The sequence below is a fragment of the Spirosoma daeguense genome, assembly GCF_054776875.1.
In genome coordinates, this window is record NZ_BAAHBF010000002.1 from 874,788 (window position 1) to 894,547 (window position 19,760).

The 19,760-nt window shown below is 47.2% G+C and carries 16 protein-coding genes and 1 tRNA gene; 6 read left to right on the forward strand and 11 right to left on the reverse strand.

The features are described from left to right. Positions 1-24: 24 nt before the first annotated feature. Complete coding sequence (locus ACYVD4_RS08430; protein ID WP_460944377.1) at positions 25-579, reverse strand: DUF1599 domain-containing protein; 555 nt, start codon at positions 577-579, stop codon at positions 25-27. Between the two features lie 78 nt (positions 580-657). On the opposite strand from ACYVD4_RS08430, the gene folP reads away from it, so the two are divergent. The 4 genes from folP to ACYVD4_RS08450 all read left to right on the forward strand — a co-directional run bounded on the left by folP (position 658) and on the right by ACYVD4_RS08450 (position 8,103). Next, a complete protein-coding gene (gene folP, locus ACYVD4_RS08435; protein WP_460944379.1) occupies positions 658-1,500 on the forward strand; it encodes a dihydropteroate synthase in 843 nt (280 codons plus the stop codon). A gap of 86 nt (positions 1,501-1,586) precedes the next feature. Then, a tRNA-Lys gene (locus ACYVD4_RS08440) sits at positions 1,587-1,659 on the forward strand. Between the two features lie 366 nt (positions 1,660-2,025). After that, a complete protein-coding gene (gene gltB / locus ACYVD4_RS08445) occupies positions 2,026-6,600 on the forward strand; it encodes a glutamate synthase large subunit (protein ID WP_460944381.1) in 4,575 nt (1,524 codons plus the stop codon). Between the two features lie 12 nt (positions 6,601-6,612). Then, positions 6,613-8,103 carry a glutamate synthase subunit beta gene (locus tag ACYVD4_RS08450; RefSeq protein WP_460944383.1) on the forward strand — a complete coding sequence of 497 codons (1,491 nt, stop codon included), beginning with the start codon at positions 6,613-6,615 and terminating at the stop codon, positions 8,101-8,103. A 106-nt stretch (positions 8,104-8,209) separates the two neighbouring features. Here the strand turns inward: ACYVD4_RS08450 and ACYVD4_RS08455 are convergent, their stop codons facing one another. Together ACYVD4_RS08455 and ACYVD4_RS08460 are read right to left on the reverse strand one after the other, a co-directional pair. Then, the gene (locus ACYVD4_RS08455) at positions 8,210-8,665 is read right to left on the reverse strand and encodes a RidA family protein (RefSeq protein WP_460944385.1); all 456 of its coding nucleotides are present in this window, start codon (positions 8,663-8,665) and stop codon (positions 8,210-8,212) included. Between the two features lie 98 nt (positions 8,666-8,763). After that, positions 8,764-9,477: a DUF2461 domain-containing protein gene (locus tag ACYVD4_RS08460; protein WP_460944387.1), complete on the reverse strand. Its 714-nt coding sequence runs from the start codon at positions 9,475-9,477 to the stop codon at positions 8,764-8,766. Positions 9,478-9,656: 179 nt separating this feature from the next. Between ACYVD4_RS08460 and ACYVD4_RS08465 the strand changes: the two genes are divergently transcribed. Next, complete coding sequence (locus ACYVD4_RS08465) at positions 9,657-10,091, forward strand: DoxX family protein (protein WP_460944389.1); 435 nt, start codon at positions 9,657-9,659, stop codon at positions 10,089-10,091. Between the two features lie 112 nt (positions 10,092-10,203). Here the strand turns inward: ACYVD4_RS08465 and ACYVD4_RS08470 are convergent, their stop codons facing one another. Together ACYVD4_RS08470 and ACYVD4_RS08475 are read right to left on the reverse strand one after the other, a co-directional pair. Further along, positions 10,204-11,241: a spore photoproduct lyase family protein gene (locus ACYVD4_RS08470; RefSeq protein ID WP_460944391.1), complete on the reverse strand. Its 1,038-nt coding sequence runs from the start codon at positions 11,239-11,241 to the stop codon at positions 10,204-10,206. A 170-nt stretch (positions 11,242-11,411) separates the two neighbouring features. Beyond that, positions 11,412-12,716, reverse strand: coding sequence for a hypothetical protein (locus ACYVD4_RS08475; RefSeq protein ID WP_460944393.1), 1,305 nt, complete (start codon positions 12,714-12,716; stop codon positions 11,412-11,414). Positions 12,717-12,881: 165 nt separating this feature from the next. Between ACYVD4_RS08475 and ACYVD4_RS08480 the strand changes: the two genes are divergently transcribed. Next, complete coding sequence (locus tag ACYVD4_RS08480) at positions 12,882-13,574, forward strand: hypothetical protein (protein WP_460944395.1); 693 nt, start codon at positions 12,882-12,884, stop codon at positions 13,572-13,574. A gap of 77 nt (positions 13,575-13,651) precedes the next feature. Here ACYVD4_RS08480 and ACYVD4_RS08485 read toward each other — a convergent pair whose 3' ends face one another. The 6 genes from ACYVD4_RS08485 to ACYVD4_RS08510 form a co-directional block, all read right to left on the reverse strand. Continuing rightward, the gene (locus ACYVD4_RS08485; RefSeq protein ID WP_460944397.1) at positions 13,652-14,461 is read right to left on the reverse strand and encodes a sulfate/molybdate ABC transporter ATP-binding protein; all 810 of its coding nucleotides are present in this window, start codon (positions 14,459-14,461) and stop codon (positions 13,652-13,654) included. Then, complete coding sequence (gene modB / locus ACYVD4_RS08490) at positions 14,458-15,123, reverse strand: molybdate ABC transporter permease subunit (protein WP_460944399.1); 666 nt, start codon at positions 15,121-15,123, stop codon at positions 14,458-14,460. The genes ACYVD4_RS08485 and modB overlap by 4 nt, the downstream gene beginning before the upstream one ends. 105 nt (positions 15,124-15,228) lie before the next feature. Then, a complete protein-coding gene (gene modA / locus ACYVD4_RS08495) occupies positions 15,229-15,969 on the reverse strand; it encodes a molybdate ABC transporter substrate-binding protein (protein WP_460944401.1) in 741 nt (246 codons plus the stop codon). Positions 15,970-16,003: 34 nt separating this feature from the next. After that, positions 16,004-17,083 carry a cytochrome-c peroxidase gene (locus tag ACYVD4_RS08500; RefSeq protein WP_460944403.1) on the reverse strand — a complete coding sequence of 360 codons (1,080 nt, stop codon included), beginning with the start codon at positions 17,081-17,083 and terminating at the stop codon, positions 16,004-16,006. A gap of 73 nt (positions 17,084-17,156) precedes the next feature. Continuing rightward, entirely contained in the window at positions 17,157-17,666 is a 510-nt protein-coding gene (locus ACYVD4_RS08505; RefSeq protein ID WP_460944405.1) for a molybdopterin-dependent oxidoreductase, read from the reverse strand. Between the two features lie 8 nt (positions 17,667-17,674). After that, positions 17,675-19,669 carry a TonB-dependent receptor plug domain-containing protein gene (locus tag ACYVD4_RS08510; RefSeq protein WP_460944407.1) on the reverse strand — a complete coding sequence of 665 codons (1,995 nt, stop codon included), beginning with the start codon at positions 19,667-19,669 and terminating at the stop codon, positions 17,675-17,677. Positions 19,670-19,760: the final 91 nt, after the last annotated feature.

Consider the following 19,760-nt stretch of genomic DNA (forward strand, 5'->3'; position numbering starts at 1 on the left):
TATTCCTTCTACATTATCAATTATTCATTTATTAGTCAGTTTAATCAGACAAAAAACGGCGTAATTGATCATATCCATATAATTAGCATCAACGCCTTCCGACACTAGCGTAGTACCCTGATTATCTTCGATCTGCTTCGTTCGCAGAAGTTTCATCAGAATAATATCGGTCATTGAACTAACCCTCATTTCGCGCCAGGCTTCGCCATAGTCATGATTTTTGGCAAATAACAGGTCAATAACCTTGCCAACTTCCCTATCGTAGAGTTGTTCAAGTTCATCGGTCGGAATATCCATCCGGGGCGATTCTGCCAACGTATCATTTGCCAGACGCAACTGAATCAGCGCCATTACACAATAATTAATGATACCAACAAATTCAGGTTCAATGCCTTCGCCTACCCGGCTGACACCCGTTTCCTGTAAGGTCCGAATACGTTGGGCTTTGATAAAAATCTGGTCGGTGATGCTGGGCAGCCGTAAAATGCGCCATGCCGTACCATAGTCTTTGTTCTTTTTTAAGAAGAGATCTTTGCAGCGTTGGATAACCTGCCGATATTCGGTTTCAGTATTGCTCATAGTCGCCAGTCGACAACCACAAGTCGGTAGTTACAATAAAAATGCTCTAATAGCGACTAACGACTAATGACTTTTTTTATGCCGAAAGTTACGAAAAAAACGCTGAACTGCCGGGGAAGGCTGGTAGATTTACAAACGCCCGCCGTAATGGGAATCCTGAATGTAACACCTGATTCGTTCTTTGCCGACAGTCGCGTTACGTTAGAAAAAACCGTTGAAGCGGCCCGAAAAATGCTTGACGAAGGTGCTACGTTTCTGGATGTGGGTGGCTATTCTACCCGGCCCGGTGCGGCCGAAGTTTCACCCACCGAAGAGGCCGATCGTGTATTGCCAGTTATTGAAGCTATTCTTAACACTTTCCCCGACGCTCTAATTTCGGTCGATACGTTCCGCGCTTCGGTTGCTCGTCAGGCTGTAGAAACTGGCGCAGCGTTAATTAATGACGTAGCAGGTGGCTCACTTGACCCCGATATGTTTGAGACAGTAGCAAAATTAAGTGTCCCATACGTACTGATGCATATGCGTGGCACTCCTCAAACAATGCAATCACTGGCCAACTATGATAATCTCGTATTGGAAGTGCTAGATGAATTAGCGGTTCGAATAACAGAACTGAGACATTGGGGTTTGAAAGATGTCATTATTGATCCCGGATTTGGCTTTGCGAAGACGCCAGCGCAAAATTTTTTTTTACTAAACCAGCTTCACTCGTTCACTTTGTTCGACGAGCCAATTCTGGTTGGTCTATCCAGAAAAACGACTATTTGGAAAACACTGAACATCAGTGCCGATAAGTCGCTAAATGGTACTACTGTTTTGCACACCACAGCCCTACTGAAAGGTGCGTCAATACTACGTGTACATGACGTTTTAGAGGCTGTAGAGGCCATAAAACTGACTCAGCAATTAAATTTTTTTTGAGTGAGGCTTGCATCTAGAAAAATAAACTTCTACTTTTGCAATCCCAAACGACGACAACGAAACACGGACGACTCGAAAGGGAAAATGATTTGGTAGCTCAGCTGGTAGAGCAATACACTTTTAATGTATGGGTCCTGGGTTCGAATCCCAGCCGAATCACAGAGTAAACGAAGGGCGAAACGATCTCAAATTGGTCATTTCGCCCTTCGTCATTTTGGTATTTTTCCTAGTTCAAGTGTCTTGCAAATGATTCATTTTATTCACTTTTCAAGAACAAGTATAACCAAAATTACAATTAGAGCCATTCCCTATAAAATTCCGGGGAAACCTGTTTTTACCGACTTTTTTTTGTAGTATATTGCGTGACTTTGTCACAAACGCCCGTCAATTCAGCCGCACTCCTTCATAATGTTTTCCGGCTGGATTATTTTGATAATTTAGATTTTCTTACAATTCGCCCCTGTTTGTTGCAATTTTGGCAACAGCGTTCGGCAAACAGCGGCATTACCCAACACTGTTACGACCATGTCTGATCAGGTTGACCAACTGGCGGGACTTTACCGCCCTGAATTTGAACACGATAACTGCGGTATTGGCTTTGTGGCCCATATCAAAGGCCGCAAGTCTCACCAGATTGTTTCGGATGCGCTCCAGATGCTTCGTCGGATGGAACACCGGGGCGCCGTTGGCTCCGAGCCAAATTCTGGCGACGGCGCGGGCTTGCTAATTCAACTACCGCACGAATTTTTCGTAGACGAAACCCGCAAGTTGGGCGTTCATTTACCTCCTGCACTCGAATACGGTGTCGGTATGGTATATTTTCCGAAAGATGTTTGGCTGCGCGAAGAATGCCGGGCCATTCTGAACCGGAACATGAAGAAATTGGGTCTTGAGTTACTTTGTTATCGGGTGGTGCCCGTTAATAACAGTGATTTGGGTGCTGGCTCTCGTTCGGCTGAGCCACAAATGGAGCAGGTGTTTATTAAACGACCTGCCGATATTACTAACCCCGAAGACTTTGAGCGAAAACTCTACATTCTCCGAAATTACAGCACTCGGCTTATTAATGAGACGGTAGCAGGTGTCGATCATTTCTATTTTTCGTCACTTTCCTGCCGTACCATTACGTATAAAGGTCAGTTGACTACTCTTCAACTGGAACCTTACTTTCCGGATCTTCAACAGGATGGAGTGGTTTCGGCAATTGGGGTTGTTCACTCACGTTTCTCAACCAATACGTTCCCATCGTGGAAGCTGGCTCAGCCATTCCGGTATATTGCCCACAACGGGGAGATCAATACGGTACGTGGTAATGTAAACTGGATGAAAGCTGCCGAAGGGTTGCTACAAACTTCGAAATTTACGAAAGATGAGATGGACATGCTGCTGCCCATCTGCGATCCTAAACAGTCGGATTCAGCCAACCTCGACAATGCAATCGAGCTACTTGTGATGAGTGGGCGGTCATTGCCGCATGTGATGATGATGCTTGTTCCTGAAGCCTGGGATGGTAATGAGCACATGGACCCCGTTCGGAAGGCGTTCTATGAATTCCATGCTGCCCTTATTGAGCCCTGGGATGGTCCTGCATCGATCTCGTTTACCGATGGACGTATCGTAGGCGCAACCCTCGACCGGAACGGCCTTCGTCCATCACGTTTCTGGGTGACCAACGAAGATATCGTTATTATGGCGTCGGAAGTGGGTGTACTCGACATCGACCCTGCTAAAGTGGTATCGAAAGGCCGTTTGCAACCGGGAAAAATGTTCCTGGTTGATATGGAACAGGGCCGGATTGTTGCTGACGAAGAAATTAAAGCCGAAATCTGTTCGCGTAAGCCTTATCAGCAATGGCTCGAAGATAATAAAATCAAGATTCAAGATCTTGAGGCTCCAATCCGTTCGTATAACCACTACGATCCGGCTAAGTTGCTACGTATGCAGCAAGCCTTTGGCTTCACGTCGGAAGATCTTCGGATGATTCTGACGCCGATGGTTGAAACGGGCAAGGAAGCGCTAGGCTCTATGGGTACCGACGTACCACTGGCCGTTTTATCGGAACAAAGCCAGCACCTGAGCCATTACTTCAAACAACTGTTTGCGCAGGTTACCAACCCTCCTATCGATTCGATTCGGGAACGTGCGATTATGTCACTGATTTCATTCGTAGGAGCAACGTATAACCTATTGAGTGAGTCGCCGGAGCATTGCCGTCAGGTCGAACTGGAACAACCTGTACTGACAACCAAAGAGTTTGATAAGCTTCGGTTTATCGATAAGCCGAAGTTTCAAGCCAAAACCATCAATTGTTTGTTTACGGCCGATGGGCAGGGCAAATCGCTTGAGAGAGCACTTGACCGTATCTGTCGTTACGCCGAAGATGCGATTCAGGATGGCTACTCGATTCTGGTGCTCTCTGACCGGGCCATCGATTCCAGCCACGCGCCGATTCCGTCGTTACTTGCTACGTCAGCCATCCACCACTACCTGATTCGTCAGGGATTACGGGGTAAAATTGGTATCGTCGTAGAAGCAGGCGACGTTTGGGAAACGCACCACGTTGCTACGTTGATTGGTTATGGCGCATCGGGTGTCAACCCGTATATGGCATTTGAGTCCATCGCCAGCCTTAAAGAGAAAGGTTTACTGGGCGTTGATTACGATCTTGACAAATTGTACAAAAACTATGTCAAGGCAGTAAACGGAGAGTTGCTCAAAATCTTCTCGAAGATGGGTATCTCTACCCTGCAATCATATCAGGGCGCCATGATTTTCGAATGTCTTGGCCTGAACTCGGACGTAGTGAGCCGGTACTTCACGGGCACCGTATCACGCATTGGTGGTATGGGTCTCGACGAGATTGCCCGTGAGATTCTGGTACGTCACTCTGTTGCCTTCCCGGACACACCGATGGTGGCACCACGTCTTGAAGTTGGTGGTATTTATCAGTGGAAACAACGGGGTGAGAAACACATTTTCAACCCCGACACGATTCACTTGCTGCAACAGTCGACCAAAAAGAACGATTACGCGCTCTTTAAGAAATACTCGAAGCTTATCGACGATCAGACCCAGAAAGCGATTACGCTACGTGGTCTGTTGAAGTTCAAGAAAGGTAACGCTGTACCTATTGATGAAGTTGAACCAATCGAAAACATCTTCAAGCGGTTTGCTACAGGTGCCATGTCGTTCGGTTCGATTTCGTGGGAAGCACATACTACGTTAGCGATTGCCATGAACCGGATTGGCGGTAAGAGCAATTCAGGCGAGGGTGGTGAAGACGAACTCCGTTACAGCAAACTCGAAAACGGAGATAGCATGAATTCGGCTATTAAGCAGGTCGCTTCGGGTCGATTTGGTGTCACGAGTTATTACCTGACCAATGCGAGTGAGCTGCAAATAAAAATGGCGCAGGGTGCGAAACCCGGCGAAGGTGGTCAGTTACCTGGCTTTAAAGTCGATGACTGGATCGGCCGGACGCGCCATTCAACACCCGGTGTTGGTCTGATTTCGCCCCCGCCCCACCACGATATTTACTCGATCGAAGATTTAGCACAGCTAATTTCCGATCTGAAGAATGCCAACCGTGCAGCACGTATCAGCGTTAAACTTGTATCGGAAGCAGGCGTTGGAACGATTGCTGCCGGTGTAGCAAAAGCCCATGCTGACCACATTCTGATTTCGGGTTACGATGGTGGAACGGGCGCTTCTCCCCTGTCATCGATTCGTCACGCGGGCCTGCCCTGGGAACTTGGGCTGGCCGAAGCGCATCAGACACTGGTAAAAAATAAACTACGTGGTCGGGTAACGGTACAGGCCGATGGGCAAATTCGTACAGGTCGCGATCTGGCAGTAGCCGCTTTGCTGGGTGCCGAAGAGTTTGGTGTAGCAACGGCTGCGCTGGTTGCAGCGGGTTGTATCATGATGCGGAAGTGTCACCTCAATACCTGTCCGGTAGGCGTAGCAACGCAAAATAAAGAACTGCGCGCGCTGTTTACGGGTAAGCCTGAGCACGTAGTGAACATGTTTACGTTCCTGGCGATGGAGCTTCGTGAGATTATGGCTGAGCTGGGTTTCCGTACTATCAACGAAATGGTCGGTCAGTCACAAATGCTCGAGCTTCGGAGCAATCTGCCTCACTGGAAATACAAAAACCTGAATTTCGACGCGCTTCTTTATAAAGAGCCAACGAATCTCGACGTAGCACTTTTCAAGCAGGAAGAGCAAAATCACCATCTCGACGAAGTTCTCGACCGTAAGCTTATCGAACTGGCCCAACCAGCTTTAGCTTCTGCCGAGTCGGTTTATGGCGAGTTTACCGTTCAGAACATCGACCGGAGTATCGGTACCATGTTGTCGAATGAAATTTCGAAAGTATATGGTGGCCCCGGTCTACCAGAAAGTACCATCCACGTAAAACTTCGCGGAACAGCTGGACAGAGTTTTGGTGCCTTCAGCACGAGTGGTATTAAACTAGAACTCGAAGGCGACGCCAATGATTACTTCGGCAAAGGTCTTTGTGGTGCTCAATTGATCGTATATCCTGATCGGACGGCTCAATTCAAACCCGAAGAAAACAGCGTTGTTGGCAACGTATCGTTCTACGGGGCTACGTCGGGCGAAGCCTTTATTCGGGGTATGGCTGGTGAACGGTTCTGCGTTCGTAACTCAGGTGCTAAAGTTGTGGTTGAGGGCGTGGGTGACCATGGTCTGGAATACATGACGGGTGGATTGGTTGTCATTCTGGGCAACACAGGTCGCAACTTCGCGGCTGGCATGTCGGGCGGTGTGGCGTATGTCTGGGATAAGGATGGCACGTTCGCGTCGAAGGTAAACGCCGAAATGGTTAGCCTCGAATCGCTAACGGCTGAAGATCACGGAATTGTTCGGGAATACGTCGATAAACACTTCCAGTATACAACCAGCAACGTAGCACTTTCATTGATTCAGAACTGGGACAATATGATTGGCCAGTTTGTGAAAGTAATGCCTGGTGATTTCCGTCAGGCGCTGGCAGGTCGTGGCATTTCGCTAGCCGATCAGATTCGCGACAAGAATGTTGTTTATCAGGATATTACCGTTGACGTAACAAACGGTTGAGCATAAATTAGAATGGGAAAACCTACCGGATTTTTAGAGTATGCGCGTGAGCTACCCAAAAAACGCGCTCCACAAGACCGTATTCACGATTACAAGGAAATTGAAGTACCACATTCTGAACAGGATTCAGGCCGTCAGGCCGCCCGTTGTATGGACTGCGGTACCCCTTTCTGCCATAGCGGATGTCCGCTCGGGAATATCATTCCAGAGTTTAATGACGCGGTTTTTGAGCAGAACTGGGCCTACGCATATGAATTACTGAGTTCAACCAACAACTTCCCGGAGTTTACAGGACGCATTTGTCCGGCCCCCTGCGAAGCGTCGTGCGTATTGGGCATCAATAAACCGCCCGTTGCTATTGAGTTTATCGAGAAGTCGATTGCTGAAGTAGCTTTTGAACGGGGTTATGTAACGCCGAAACTACCCAAAGAACGTACCGGCAAAAAGATAGCCGTTGTGGGTTCGGGTCCGGCGGGCTTAGCGGCTGCCGCACAAATGAACAAAGCAGGGCACACCGTTACGGTTTTTGAGCGGGCCGATCAGATTGGTGGTTTGCTACGTTACGGTATTCCTGATTTTAAACTGGAAAAATGGACTATCGACCGTCGTGTTGCGGTTATGGAGGCCGAAGGCATTACGTTTAAAACCGGCGTTAACGTTGGAGTTAATCTGAAAGCCAACGATTTACTGAATGATTTTGATCTTATTATTCTGACAGGTGGCTCCACCGTTCCGCGCGATTTGCCAATTAAAGGTCGTGATCTGAAAGGTATTTATCCGGCGATGGAATTCCTGAGCCAGCAAAACAAACGTAACGCTGGTTTACCTGTTGTAGTCGATCATCGGGGCGAGAAATATGGCGATGGTGACCTTTGGGCAACCGAAAAGAACGTAGTGGTAATTGGTGGTGGCGATACGGGTTCTGACTGCGTTGGTACGTCGAATCGGCATGGAGCCAGTTCGGTTACGCAAATTGAACTGATGCCAATGCCACCAAAAGATCGCGCTGAAAGTACGCCCTGGCCAAACTGGCCCATGATGCTACGTACCAGTACGTCGCATGAGGAAGGCTGCGACCGGCATTGGTCGATCAATACAAAAGAGTTTGTTGGTGACGAAAATGGCAATCTGAAAGCATTACGTATCGTTAATCTCGACTGGAAAAACGAAAACGGCCGGATGCAGATGGTTGAAGTACCGGGTTCTGAGCGTGATATTCCGTGTGAACTAGCTCTTCTGGCTGCTGGTTTCCTACATCCTCAACACAATGGTCTGCTCGACGATCTTGGCGTGGAATATGATGAGCGTGGAAATGTAAAAGCTACTAATTATCAGACCACGACAAACCCTAAAGTGTTTACTGCTGGCGATATGCGCCGTGGTCAATCGCTGGTAGTTTGGGCTATCTCGGAAGGTCGTGAAGCTGCCCGTGCTGCCGATACGTACCTGATGGGCGATAGTAAACTGGAGGCCAAGGCTGTTTCGCTGGTTGCTGTAGTTTGATCGTTTTAAAAGACACAAAAGCAGAAAGGCTCGCCAATATTGGTGAGCCTTTCTGCTTTTGTGTCTTTTAAAACGAATTAACTTTTACAGTCTGTTTTTCAGACAGTTACTTCACTGCAATAACTTCAATCTCAACTAATACGTTATCTTTACCAATCGCCTTCACACTGTTCGTTTTGGTTATCTTCGATTTATTTTCTCCCGCAAAGTACGTATTGGCAACACTCGTTACCTGTTGGGCTAGAGCGGGCTCTACTAATCCTTTTCCCGATTCACCTTTCACATTATAGGTAATCTGCGTTACGTTATCCATCGACATTCCAACACGACCTAGTGCTGCTTTAATATTTTCTAAGACCTGCTCGGCTTGTTTCGCAACACTACCAACCCCTACTAACTCGCCTTTTGCATTATACGGACGTTGTCCGCTAATGTAAACTTCTTTGCCCGGAATAGCCGAAGTTACTTTGTACGTATAGCCAAGCGACAGTTGCGATGGTGTTTGCGCCTTTGTCAACGTAACACATAAGGTGCTCATTAACAGAAAAAAGCAAAATTTCATACCGAAAAAACTTGGTTTATGACTACTATTTTTCATTCTAATCATGGTTTTCCAACTCCTCTTTCAACACATCACAACCAGCAATACGAATAGGTAGCCTATAATAACGTAACAGGCTCTTCTTTTTCGTCAAAAAATAAGTAATTCAGCCAGTCACAGTAAGGTTTCAGCAAGCGGCACCCTTGTATAAGTTCATCAGCAAATTGTGCGCCCAAAACTTCTTTATCGGTGAACCGATGGATAAAAAATAACTCTTTCCGACGTAGCAAATCAATTTCAGGATGATCGGCTGAATAGCCTTTCGGAGCACCTTTCAATAACTCGCCCTGCGCTTCAGTAAAATACGATTTGAACGTATCGTTTTCGATGATGTCTTTTAGTTCATCAACATTGTAATCAACTTCCTGTCGAAACTTGGCGAGATTCGTTGGCGTAGGCTGCCACATTCCCGCTCCCACAAACGATTGGCCGCCCGGCTGAATATGGACGTAGTAATCGATTCGTCCGGAATGACGGCCACCGGGGCCAATGGCAAAGGCTAAATTTGATTTGTAGGGTGCTTTATCTTTCGAGAATCGAATATCCCGATTGATTCGAAAAATGCAGTCTTTTACCGACGTATTGGCCAGTGGTTCAACTGGTCCTAAGCCCTTCAATACGTAGTCAACGACATTACAGAGTTCGGCTTTGGCCGCATCATAACGCGACCGATTGGCATGAAACCACTCGCGATTATTATTCTGAACCAAGTCGCGAAGGAAGGTAAGCGTATCGGATGTAAAGACAGCTTTTGGGGCAGATTTTGCTTTCATAACTAATCAAAGATACGTATTTCTGTCCCACAACGGATGTTGAAACTGGCAATTTGTTACCAAACTAGGCAAATCTGACTATACGGGTAACTGATTTGACGTTAACATACTGGCTATCAACTTGATTTCTTTGTACTCATTATGTACATTCGGTACAGTTTCACTAAATGCTTACTCGTATGAACCTATTACATCGCATTGAGCATTGGGGCGATACACATCACCCCGCCTGGACTGACGCTCTCCGCATTATGCTGGGGATTATTCTGGTGCTGAAAGGCATTAGTTTTATTAGTGATACTGGCTACCTGCATAACCTTGTGGGTGGGTTGCATTTTGACCTTTACGCGGTCATGGCTGTTCATTACGTTGCCTTTGCTCACTTGATGGGCGGCTTTCTAATTATGGTTGGCTGCCTCACGCGACTCATGTGCATTCTCCAGTTACCGATTCTGGTGGCTGCGGTTTTTTTTGTCAACATTCGGCAGGGATTTTCTTTCCTGAACTCAGAGCTTTGGTTATCCTTGATTGTTCTGGCCCTACTTATGGCATTTATCGTGCTAGGCTCTGGTCGCTTCTCGATGGACGAGTACGTGAAACAACATAGTCGTTAGAACCCGCCGGATTTAGCAGATTTAAGGATTAACCGGATTTTGTTTTCGCTTCTTCAAAGCGCTTTATCAATCAACAAAATCCGGTTAATCCTTAAATCTGCTAAATCCGGGTTCAGAAAATATACCGAATCGCACACCACGGAATCTCTTCTCGAACTAGCCCTTCAAATATCTCAATCATTTTTCGCTTCAACTGATGATTGTAGCGAATGTTCCAGCCGCCAAACTGACTTACTTTACTCTCCTGCAATTCAGGTACCCACAATAATTCTTCAGCTTTTGGATTAATGGCCAGATTGGCCTGATGTTGCCACTGGTTGTGCGTCAGAAAAATGACTTCGCATTTGAGTTGCGCCCGCACTTCGGGACGTAGTGCAGCATCGAGTTGGCGAAATAAATCGCGGTAATCATGTCGCCATTGTTTACCACCATACACAATTACAGGTGAAAAGTTTACGTGGACTTCGTAACCAGCGTCGTAAAAATCGTTGATGGCGGCAATACGTTTCTCGATGCTATCGGTTCGTACATCTACCAATTTGCTCACATGGGCGGGCATCAGACTGAAGCGAATCCGAATTTTTCGCTGTGGATCGAATGATAACATTTCCGGGTTCACAAACTTCGTCGCAAACGTGGCTTTCGCCTTTGGATGATCCCGATAAAAGTCAAAAACCTGCTGGATTCCGCTGGTCAGACTGTAGTCGACCGAAATATCGGAGTTACAGCCGATGTCATAGGTATAGAACGTAGTGTCGGTCTGGTTTCCGGTTTTGGGCCACGGTAAGCTCATTACGTGCCGGTCGACCGATGCGAGGTTTTCCTCTATATTGGTAAAGAGTGTAATTGGATTAACAGCTTTATGTCGGTCAACGTAGCAATAGGTACAGCCACCAAAACATCCATTGGCCAAACTTGGCGCAATGTAGTCGGCGCTACGTCCACTCCATTTAATTTCCTGCGACTTTAATCGACCCAGAACCAGTACGTCGGATTTGATTTTAAAATGATTCATACCCAGTTCGGGCAACCGGTTATGTTGCTTTACTTCAAGCGCTTCGGCTTCCGGAAATTTTGCCAGCACAGCCTCACCTCTTCCATTCAGAGCATCGGCAGTATAAAGTATATAAGACGGATTGAAATCGGGCATAAAAAGACGTTGAGGCTACAACTGATAAACGTCTGACAGGCAGGCTTAGTTCAATTTCAACCCACTGACCGTCAAAGCATTACACAAATCAATAACACAGTTTTTTATGATCCCTTATGATCTGTGTACATCATAACGATCATAATAATCTGTGTTCCAGTAATCAATGTTTAAGAGTCAAATGTATCCTCAAAAACTACGTTCCCATCGGGTTTTGTAAATCGAACAGCATCTACCGACCCCGTCCCTTCAAAATCGTAGCTAATTCCTACAATGTCTTTTGCTTCAACCGTAATTTTAAACTCGTAAGCCTTTTTACCATCCACATACACTTTCGCTAATCCATTCCGAACCTCGCAACGAAGATTTACCCACTTCGATAAATCGGCTCCGAAAGCAGATAAATCGGTGTCTTTCGCATCAGCGTAATGACCTGGTAAGCAAATACCTAAATCCCCAATACAACCTTTTGCCGACAGTGGAATGGAAAAGTACTCGTTCTTGCAATGAATCATGATGGTAACACGCTGGCAGATTGACGAGCCTTTTTGAAAGTCATTTTTTAGTCGGGTTTCCATCGTAAAGTTATCGCTCCGAAGATTAGTAAATTCTCGAACGTAGCGGTAACGAACGGTTGGTGGCTTGGGCTGCATCGGAATATTCTGTTGCTCAATCAGGGCTACCGGAACACCTAAACTACCCTTTTGGCGAACTTCTGCCTCTTTGAAATACACAGGTACCGGCTCCTGCATCACTGCTACGTTCCAGCCTTCCGACGGAATCAGTAAATTATGCTCCTGCACAATCTGATTACCGATTACCAGCTTCGCGCGAAAATAGCCGGGGTAATAATAGATTGACGTATGGGAATGACCGTCTTTGGGCACAAGTTGCCGACGCCGTGGGTCCCACGATTGTTGGATAAATATGGAGTCAGTTGGTGATGACCTAGCATCGTAATGAAATACTACCGAATTGGGAATTCCTTTTGTTACGGGCTGGCTGCTGAACGAAAAATCATCTGGCGAAAGTGGCCGATGTTGCATGTAATTCAGGAAAATGGCCAACACACTAATGAGGCCCATCAGGAGCAATGCACCAATCCACAAACGTCGGGCCGAATTTGGTCGAGTGGGTTTCGGAGAAATGGTCACGCTACGTTCTGGCGAATCGGATTCAGGTATTGAATCAGGCCCTAATCCTTTTTTGAACTGCTGCCAGTTTTCGTAGCCGATAAACTGAACTAAGGCATTCAACGTAGTGGTTGTGGGTGCTGATTCGTATTTCACGCGGCCCCATACACGTTTTAGCGTCGTTACGCTTAAGGAAACGTTCGTCTGCCTGGCGATGAGTTCGCTTAATTGCTCAAAATCCTGCGTCGACCAGTTTCCCGAATTCCCCCAGGCTACTTTTTCTTCAATCAACTGGCGACACCGAGCAAGTTGCCATTCCTGCTGCTCCGCTACCATATACATATCATTATCAATTCATTACGTATTTGTACAAACTTGAACACAAGTTGAACAGCTTTGAATCGTCTATTTATCCGTCAAGTTGGAAGTTTGTTTCGATTCGATCAAATGTACTGAAACGAGCAACGAAAACCGAAAACTCATCCCTGAACGCTAACTATCAAATTTATGCAAATCAAACTATTGCTCTCACTTGCCATAACCGCCCTCGGACTTAACACGGCCATGGCTCAGGGCTCTCCACAGAAACTGCCCCTCAACAGCACAGATGGATTGATTCCAGTTCAGGTGAAGTTATCTGCCGAGACCTATCTTGGTAAGAAATCTGTCCGTGTGGTCGATGCTGGAGACCCGTCGACGGCGGGTGCTTCACAGATCTATGCCAAAATCAAGGATTCACATTTTCACAACGGCACCATTGAACTGGAAGTTGCTGGCAAACCCTTGCCCACTGCCGGTGAACAGGCGCGAGGTTTTGTTGGCATTGTCTTTCGCATTGTTGAGGAGGGCAAATTTGAGTGCATCTACTTACGCCCAACCAATGGCCGTTCTGAAGACCAGGTTCGGCGCAATCATTCCGTTCAATACAGCGCACACCCTGACTTTCCTTTTGATGTGAGTCGTAAGGAAGCCCCCGAAAAGTATGAAGCGTATGTCGATCTGGTAGCTGGCGAATGGACAAAAGTAAAGATTGTGGTTGATGGTCAAAAAGCCCGGCTATATGTCCACGGTGCCGCTCAACCCACGTTGATTGTCAATGATCTGAAACACGGTCCGAATGATGCAGGAGCCATTGGTTTAATGATTGGCCCCGGTACCGATGCTCATTTTGCGAATTTAGTGGTAATTCCTAAGAACTAATACGTTTACCCAGACCAACGTTCGGCAACACGTAATAGACCCATAGGTCAATCAGTACGTACTAACTACCAATACTGTTACGTACTGATTACATCGCCAACTTTCCGTCGGCTCCAGATCGGATTGCTCGATTGTAATTTTGTCAATGTTGTTTCAACAAACCAAAGCTGCTGGCGTTCATCGAATTCGATCAGGACGATACGTTCTGGTTCAGACGAGGTTCGATACGTAGCATCAATTCGTTCATCCGTTTCGATACGTCCCTGCACCAGTCGAACAACGCGGTCAGCTAACGCCTGTACATCCAGCACATGATGGCTTACCAACAACGTAGTGGTTCCCCAGCGTTTGTGTAATTCGAGTAAAACCTGACGTAACACCTGACTGGACTCTTCATCCAACGCAGCAAATGGCTCATCCAATAACAAAATTTGCGGACGACGTACCAACGCACGAGCCAGCGCCACCCGTTGCCGTTGCCCCCCCGACAAACGCGCTGGTTTCTGATTCACGAACGTTTCCAGCCCTGTTGCTTCCAGTAATTCTTCGAGCAAATCCTGTTGTCCACGTAGTGCTGCATACTCAATATTCTCGCGAACGGTCATGTTCGGAAACAAAGCTGTATCCTGAAAAACGTAACCAATTGAACGTTGCTGCGGAGCCAGATTAATACGTTGGTCCGTATCGAACCATACCGACTCGTTCACAACGATACGTCCTTTACGGGGTTTTTCTAAACCGGCCAGTAAACGTAGCACAGTCGTTTTTCCCGAACCCGATGGGCCAACCAACGCCGTCAGGCTGCCCGACTCGATTTGGAGACTGACCTGAAGTTCGCTCGCTTTTTCGGTAAACAAACGCGGAATTGCTACGTCCAGCTCGATCATATTGTTACACGTTTATTGATGATATAAACCAGCAACAGAATAGCAAACGACAGGGCCAGCAGCAAAGCCGCATAGGCATGAGCCGTCTCAAAATGAAGCAGCTCTACTTCGTCGTAAATCGCTATCGACGCTACCCGCGTCTGACCGGGCAGGTTTCCGCCAATCATCAGCACCAGCCCAAATTCGCCAATGGTATGCGCAAACGTCAGCACAATTCCGGTCAGCAATGCTGGTTTACAATTAGGCAACAAAACTCGCCACAACGTTCTCGCTGGCGATTGACCGAGTGTATACGATGCTTCGCGCCAGGAAACAGGCAGATTTTCCAGCCCCGCCTGAATCGGATGGACCATAAACGGCAAACTATATAGCAGCGAGGCTACGATTAATCCTTCGAACGAAAAGACAAGTTGCAGATTAACAACACGTAACAGCCAGGCTCCAAAGCCACTAGTTGGGCTAAACGCCAGTAACAGATAAAACCCTACTACCGACGGCGGCAACACTAACGGCAAACTTATAATGGCTTCAACAACGGGCTTCAGCCGGAACCGACTTAGTGCAAGCCAGCCTGCCAGCGGCACGCCGATCAGCAACAGCAGCAACGTAGTGATGCCCGCCAGCCGAAGCGTCAGCCAAATAGGTTCCCAATCGATGGGCATAAATTGGTAATGAATAATGGATAATGTAAAATGGATAATGCAGAATGGGTAATGAGCATAAAAGAAGTGAACTTCTACTCTTCATTGTCCATTATTCATTTTGCATTAACGTTTCACGCGATAGCCGTATTTCTGTAAGATATTCCGTGCTTCGGCACTACGTAAAAAAGTCATAAACTGCTCAGTGGCTTTTGCCTGAGTTGTCCGTTTTAAGACAACAACGCCCTGTGCAATAGGCGGATAACTTGTTTGTGGCAGCTCAATCCATTTTCCTTTTTTGGTAAGTGTTGGGTCAAGAACAACGGATTTGGCCGTAAACCCAATCTCAGCCGAACCGGATAAAATGTACTGATTCACCTGCGAAATACTTTGCCCGTACACGATTTTAGACTGCACCTTTTCCAGCATTTTTCTTGATTTTAGATACGTAACGGCGGCTTCACCATACGGAGCCATAGCTGGGTTCGCAATAGCGATATGACGTACTGTCGGGTCAGATAACACGTTCAAATCAGCCGAAACGGGCAATTCGCCTGCTGTCCAGAGCACCAACGTACCGTAAGCATACACAACCGGAGCGGCTTGGGTTAATCCTTCTTTGTGCAAGGTTTGCGGGTACTCCATATCGGCCGACAGAAATACATCGTAAGGTGCTCCCTGCTGAATCTGTGTCGTCAATTTACCCGATGAGTTCACAATCGCTTCAACTTCTACTCCTGTTTTTTTCTGGAAAGCCGTTTTCAGTTGTTCCATCACAAACTGAGCATTCGCAGCTACCGCCACACGTAGCGGCTGAGCCAGCAAACTCAATGGACACAACAGCAGACAAAGAAGTAGTTTTTTCATAGATAAAAAATCTGGCTATTAAACCCAACAAGGACTATTTATGACTAATCTGATGTGGGTTGGCGAATTGCGGATTCTGAACGAACGTACTGTCGGTAAACAAACGCATAAACGCAATCAAATCCGTCTTTTCGCTTTTCGTTAAGTGAAAGCCATTTGCTTGACCCGGCAATTCGTGGCTCAAGGTCGGGCTACTTTTAATGTGCTCACTGTAATGATCAAGTACGGCGTCTAACGTAGCAAGTCGACCATCGTGCATGTATGGCGCAGTGAGCGCAATGTTACGTAGCGTCGGTACGCGGAAACGCCCTTTATCGAGGTCTAGTTTTGTAATAGCCTGACGACCAATATCTGTCGGCTTCTGCTCAAGACCATTGTTGTGAAAAACCTCCTGATACAATTTCGGGCCGCCGTGACAGTGCGCGCAGTTGCCCCCCCGAATGTTACGTTCCATGGCCGGTGCGGCATTGAAAAGTTGCATACCCCGTTTTTCCGAATCGGTTAGCTGATAATTTCCCTGCAAATAGTGATCATAACGGGAATTAGCAGAAATGAGGGTTCGCTCAAATTGGGCGATGGCTTTGCCAATACGGGCATCGGTAATCTCGTCAGTACCAAAAACCTGTTTGAACAATGCCGGATAATTCGTCGTTTTCTGCAACGTTCGGGCGGCTTCTCCCGGCTTCGCTCCCATTTCGTCGGCGTGTCCGAGCGGTACCAACGCCTGTTCTTCCAAACTATTCGAACGCCCATCCCAAAATAACTGTCTGACCCAGAGCAAATTGGTCAGCGACATCGAATTTCGCTGTGTAGGCTTGCCACTTACTCCTACGCTACGTGCCAGTCCGTCGGTAAACGCCCGTTCCTGCTTGTGGCAGCTTGCACAGGCAATGGTTTGGGACGATGACAGTTTGGGTTCATAAAACAATAGCCGACCCAGATAAACCCCTTCCTGTGTGGTTGGGTTATCGGCCGGAATGGTAAATCGCCCTCCGAATGCAGCCGGATAAGTCAATGGGTATGGGCCAGTTGGTATCGGTTTGTCGGCTATCGTCCAGGCCGATACGCCAGCAATAACAACCGTCCCGATAAGTCCAACTACCCAGATTCTCATTTGATGTATGATGTAGAATGTATGATATATGAAGTTGAATGCATCCTACATTCTACATCATATATCATACATTCTATTTAGCAAACCGTACTTCTATCGACTTTACTTCGCGAATCCAGCGGGCCGGTTTTTTCTCGCCCGGTACCACAACGCGATACGGCCCAACGCCCTGCGCCAATGGAGCACCGTCGACAGCATCGGCCAGAATAATGGTTCGTGTAGCAAATTCGGGATCAATCTCGGGAAGTGCAAATACAATTTCGTAACCGTCTATCGCTTTCACCACTACGTATTTCGTTAGGTTTTCGCCCCGTAATTCGCTTCCCAACGTAGCACCAGCCTGTTTCAGCAAATCGACCAGCGGAATACCCGAATACGTGTGGTCTTTACCATCGCGCTCTTTGGCTGTTACGTCGGTATGCGCCATTGCTTTCAAATCAGCAGCCTGCCATATTAATGGTTTTGTCACTTCGCCCGATATCGACAGCACCGTTTGTGCGTGAACAGCAAGCGTAAGAAATGAACAAACGAGCGTTATAGCCGCAATGCGTAAATGGTTTATCGGTGATTTCAGCGTCTGCATAACACGTTCTATAAGTTACTGATTACGAGATTAACAAAGAAATTACGGCCCGGTTCCGGGAACCCTTCCGACAAGGCATAATTCCGGTCGAAAATGTTGTTGACACCGCCTTCTAAACTAACGTAGCGTTGGATACGTACCGAGCCTTTGGCGTTGGCCACCATAAACCCACCGGCCTGTGTACCGTAGCTAGTGCTATACCGGCTTGAATTATATTCTACGTTTCCAATCAGCGCAATCCGACGGACAATCTGCGCCTGTGCATACACAAAAACCTTATTCTCAGGCACATCAACAAATTTCAAATCAGGATTACTCAGGTTCCGACGACGAATGTAGGAATACTGCGCACCAGCCTGAAAGGCCGTACTGACCGGAACTTTCAGCGATACGTCGCCCCCATAAAACTCGGCCCGGCCTGTATTCTGGAACTGATAGATATTTGGCTGAACATTATTTACCTGCTGAATCGCATCGCTCAGGCGGCTATAAAATGCACTAGCCTGAACCGCTACGTATCGGCTAAGCTGGTCAGAATAAGCGGCTTCGAAGTGCAGAGCCGATTCTGCTTTTAAATCAGGATTCGGAACAGCGGCTCCCATGCGGTACGAATACCGGTCTTTCACGGTAGCAAAGCGGGTTTTCTTGGCCGCCGTCAGGCTGAGCTGACGCTGCGAAATTGGGCTGTAGAATAAGCCAATCTGTGCATTTACCGCGTCGCTGTTATTTCCGGGGAACGACGAAATCGAACGGGTGGCACTCTCATAATTTTCGGCCCGCAAACTCTGCCGACTGTTGTAACTCACACCCGGTACCAACGACACTTTACTACTTAATGCCCAAACATCTTCCACACCAACTGACATGGTTTGGTCGATAAAATTACGAACGGGTTCACCAGCATTGTTTTCTCGGTGATGATCGTGTTTATAATGAAACGATGCTTTCAGGTTGTGGCTCGATGCAATGCGATTACCATATTCAAGTGAGCCACCTTTGGTGTCGTCGTTGTAGTAGCTATTGAACGACGAACCCCGAGTCTGCGTCGTATACGTATTGTTATCATATGCACTAAGCAAGTTTTTAAACTTGTCGTAGAACAGCCGCACTTTCAGATAACTATTCGTTGAAAGAGCCGTGCGGGAAATAAAATACAGACTTTCTTTGTCCCAATAAGGCCATTGCCAGAATCGGGCCGTCTGGCGGGAATCGCTACCAACGTAGGGAGGTGTGCCTTTAGTACCGTGCTGATTGATGTAGCTGATGGTGTATTCGTCGGTTGCGTTCGGCGTAAAACCGACTTTCAGACTATACTTGCGGTCGGTGCGAAACGCATTGGCTCGGTCGCCCCCATCTTCCTGCGGTTGCGGCACAAAATCGGCCGATAGCGGAAAGGTTTGCTGTTTCAGTTGCGACGCCGATCCCTGAATATAGAATTTACCAAGGTTACTGCCAATGTTCAGGTTTAGCCGATGCCCCTGCCCACTCAACAATCCAGCCCGGCCATCGAACTCCAGTTTTTTCTGTGGTCGGCGCGAAATCAGGTTGATTGCTCCACCTAACGTATTAGGGCCATAAGTTACCGACGAAAACCCTTTTGCTACGTTCACTTCGGCCAGATCGAACGTAGTGAATCGGGCTAAATCGACGTAGCCATCGTAGGGTACATAAACTGGAATTCCATCAATAAAAACGGGCACCTGCCGCAAATCGAAACCCCGAACGTATACCATTGATTCGTTGCGTGCTCCAACATTTGATAATGTAACACCGGGCAATAAATTCAGTGCCCGCCCCACGTCGAGCCGGTTGAAGGCTTCGATACGTTCGCTTAATGCCGAGTTGGTGGAATCAATACCGCGTCGACCCAGAACGGTTACTTCACCCAACTTAAAAATACGAGCCGTGCTTAACGTATCGACTTGCTGCGCCAGAGCGGATTGCACGAAAACAGATAAGCCAATAAAACCCGCAACTGCGGTAACGTGAGTAAATCTTAACATGCGTAAAAAAAGAGGAAGGCCATTAAATTCAAAAGAGGAAGGTCCGTTATATTCGTACAAATATAACGTTATCTTATTAGGTTTGATGCCC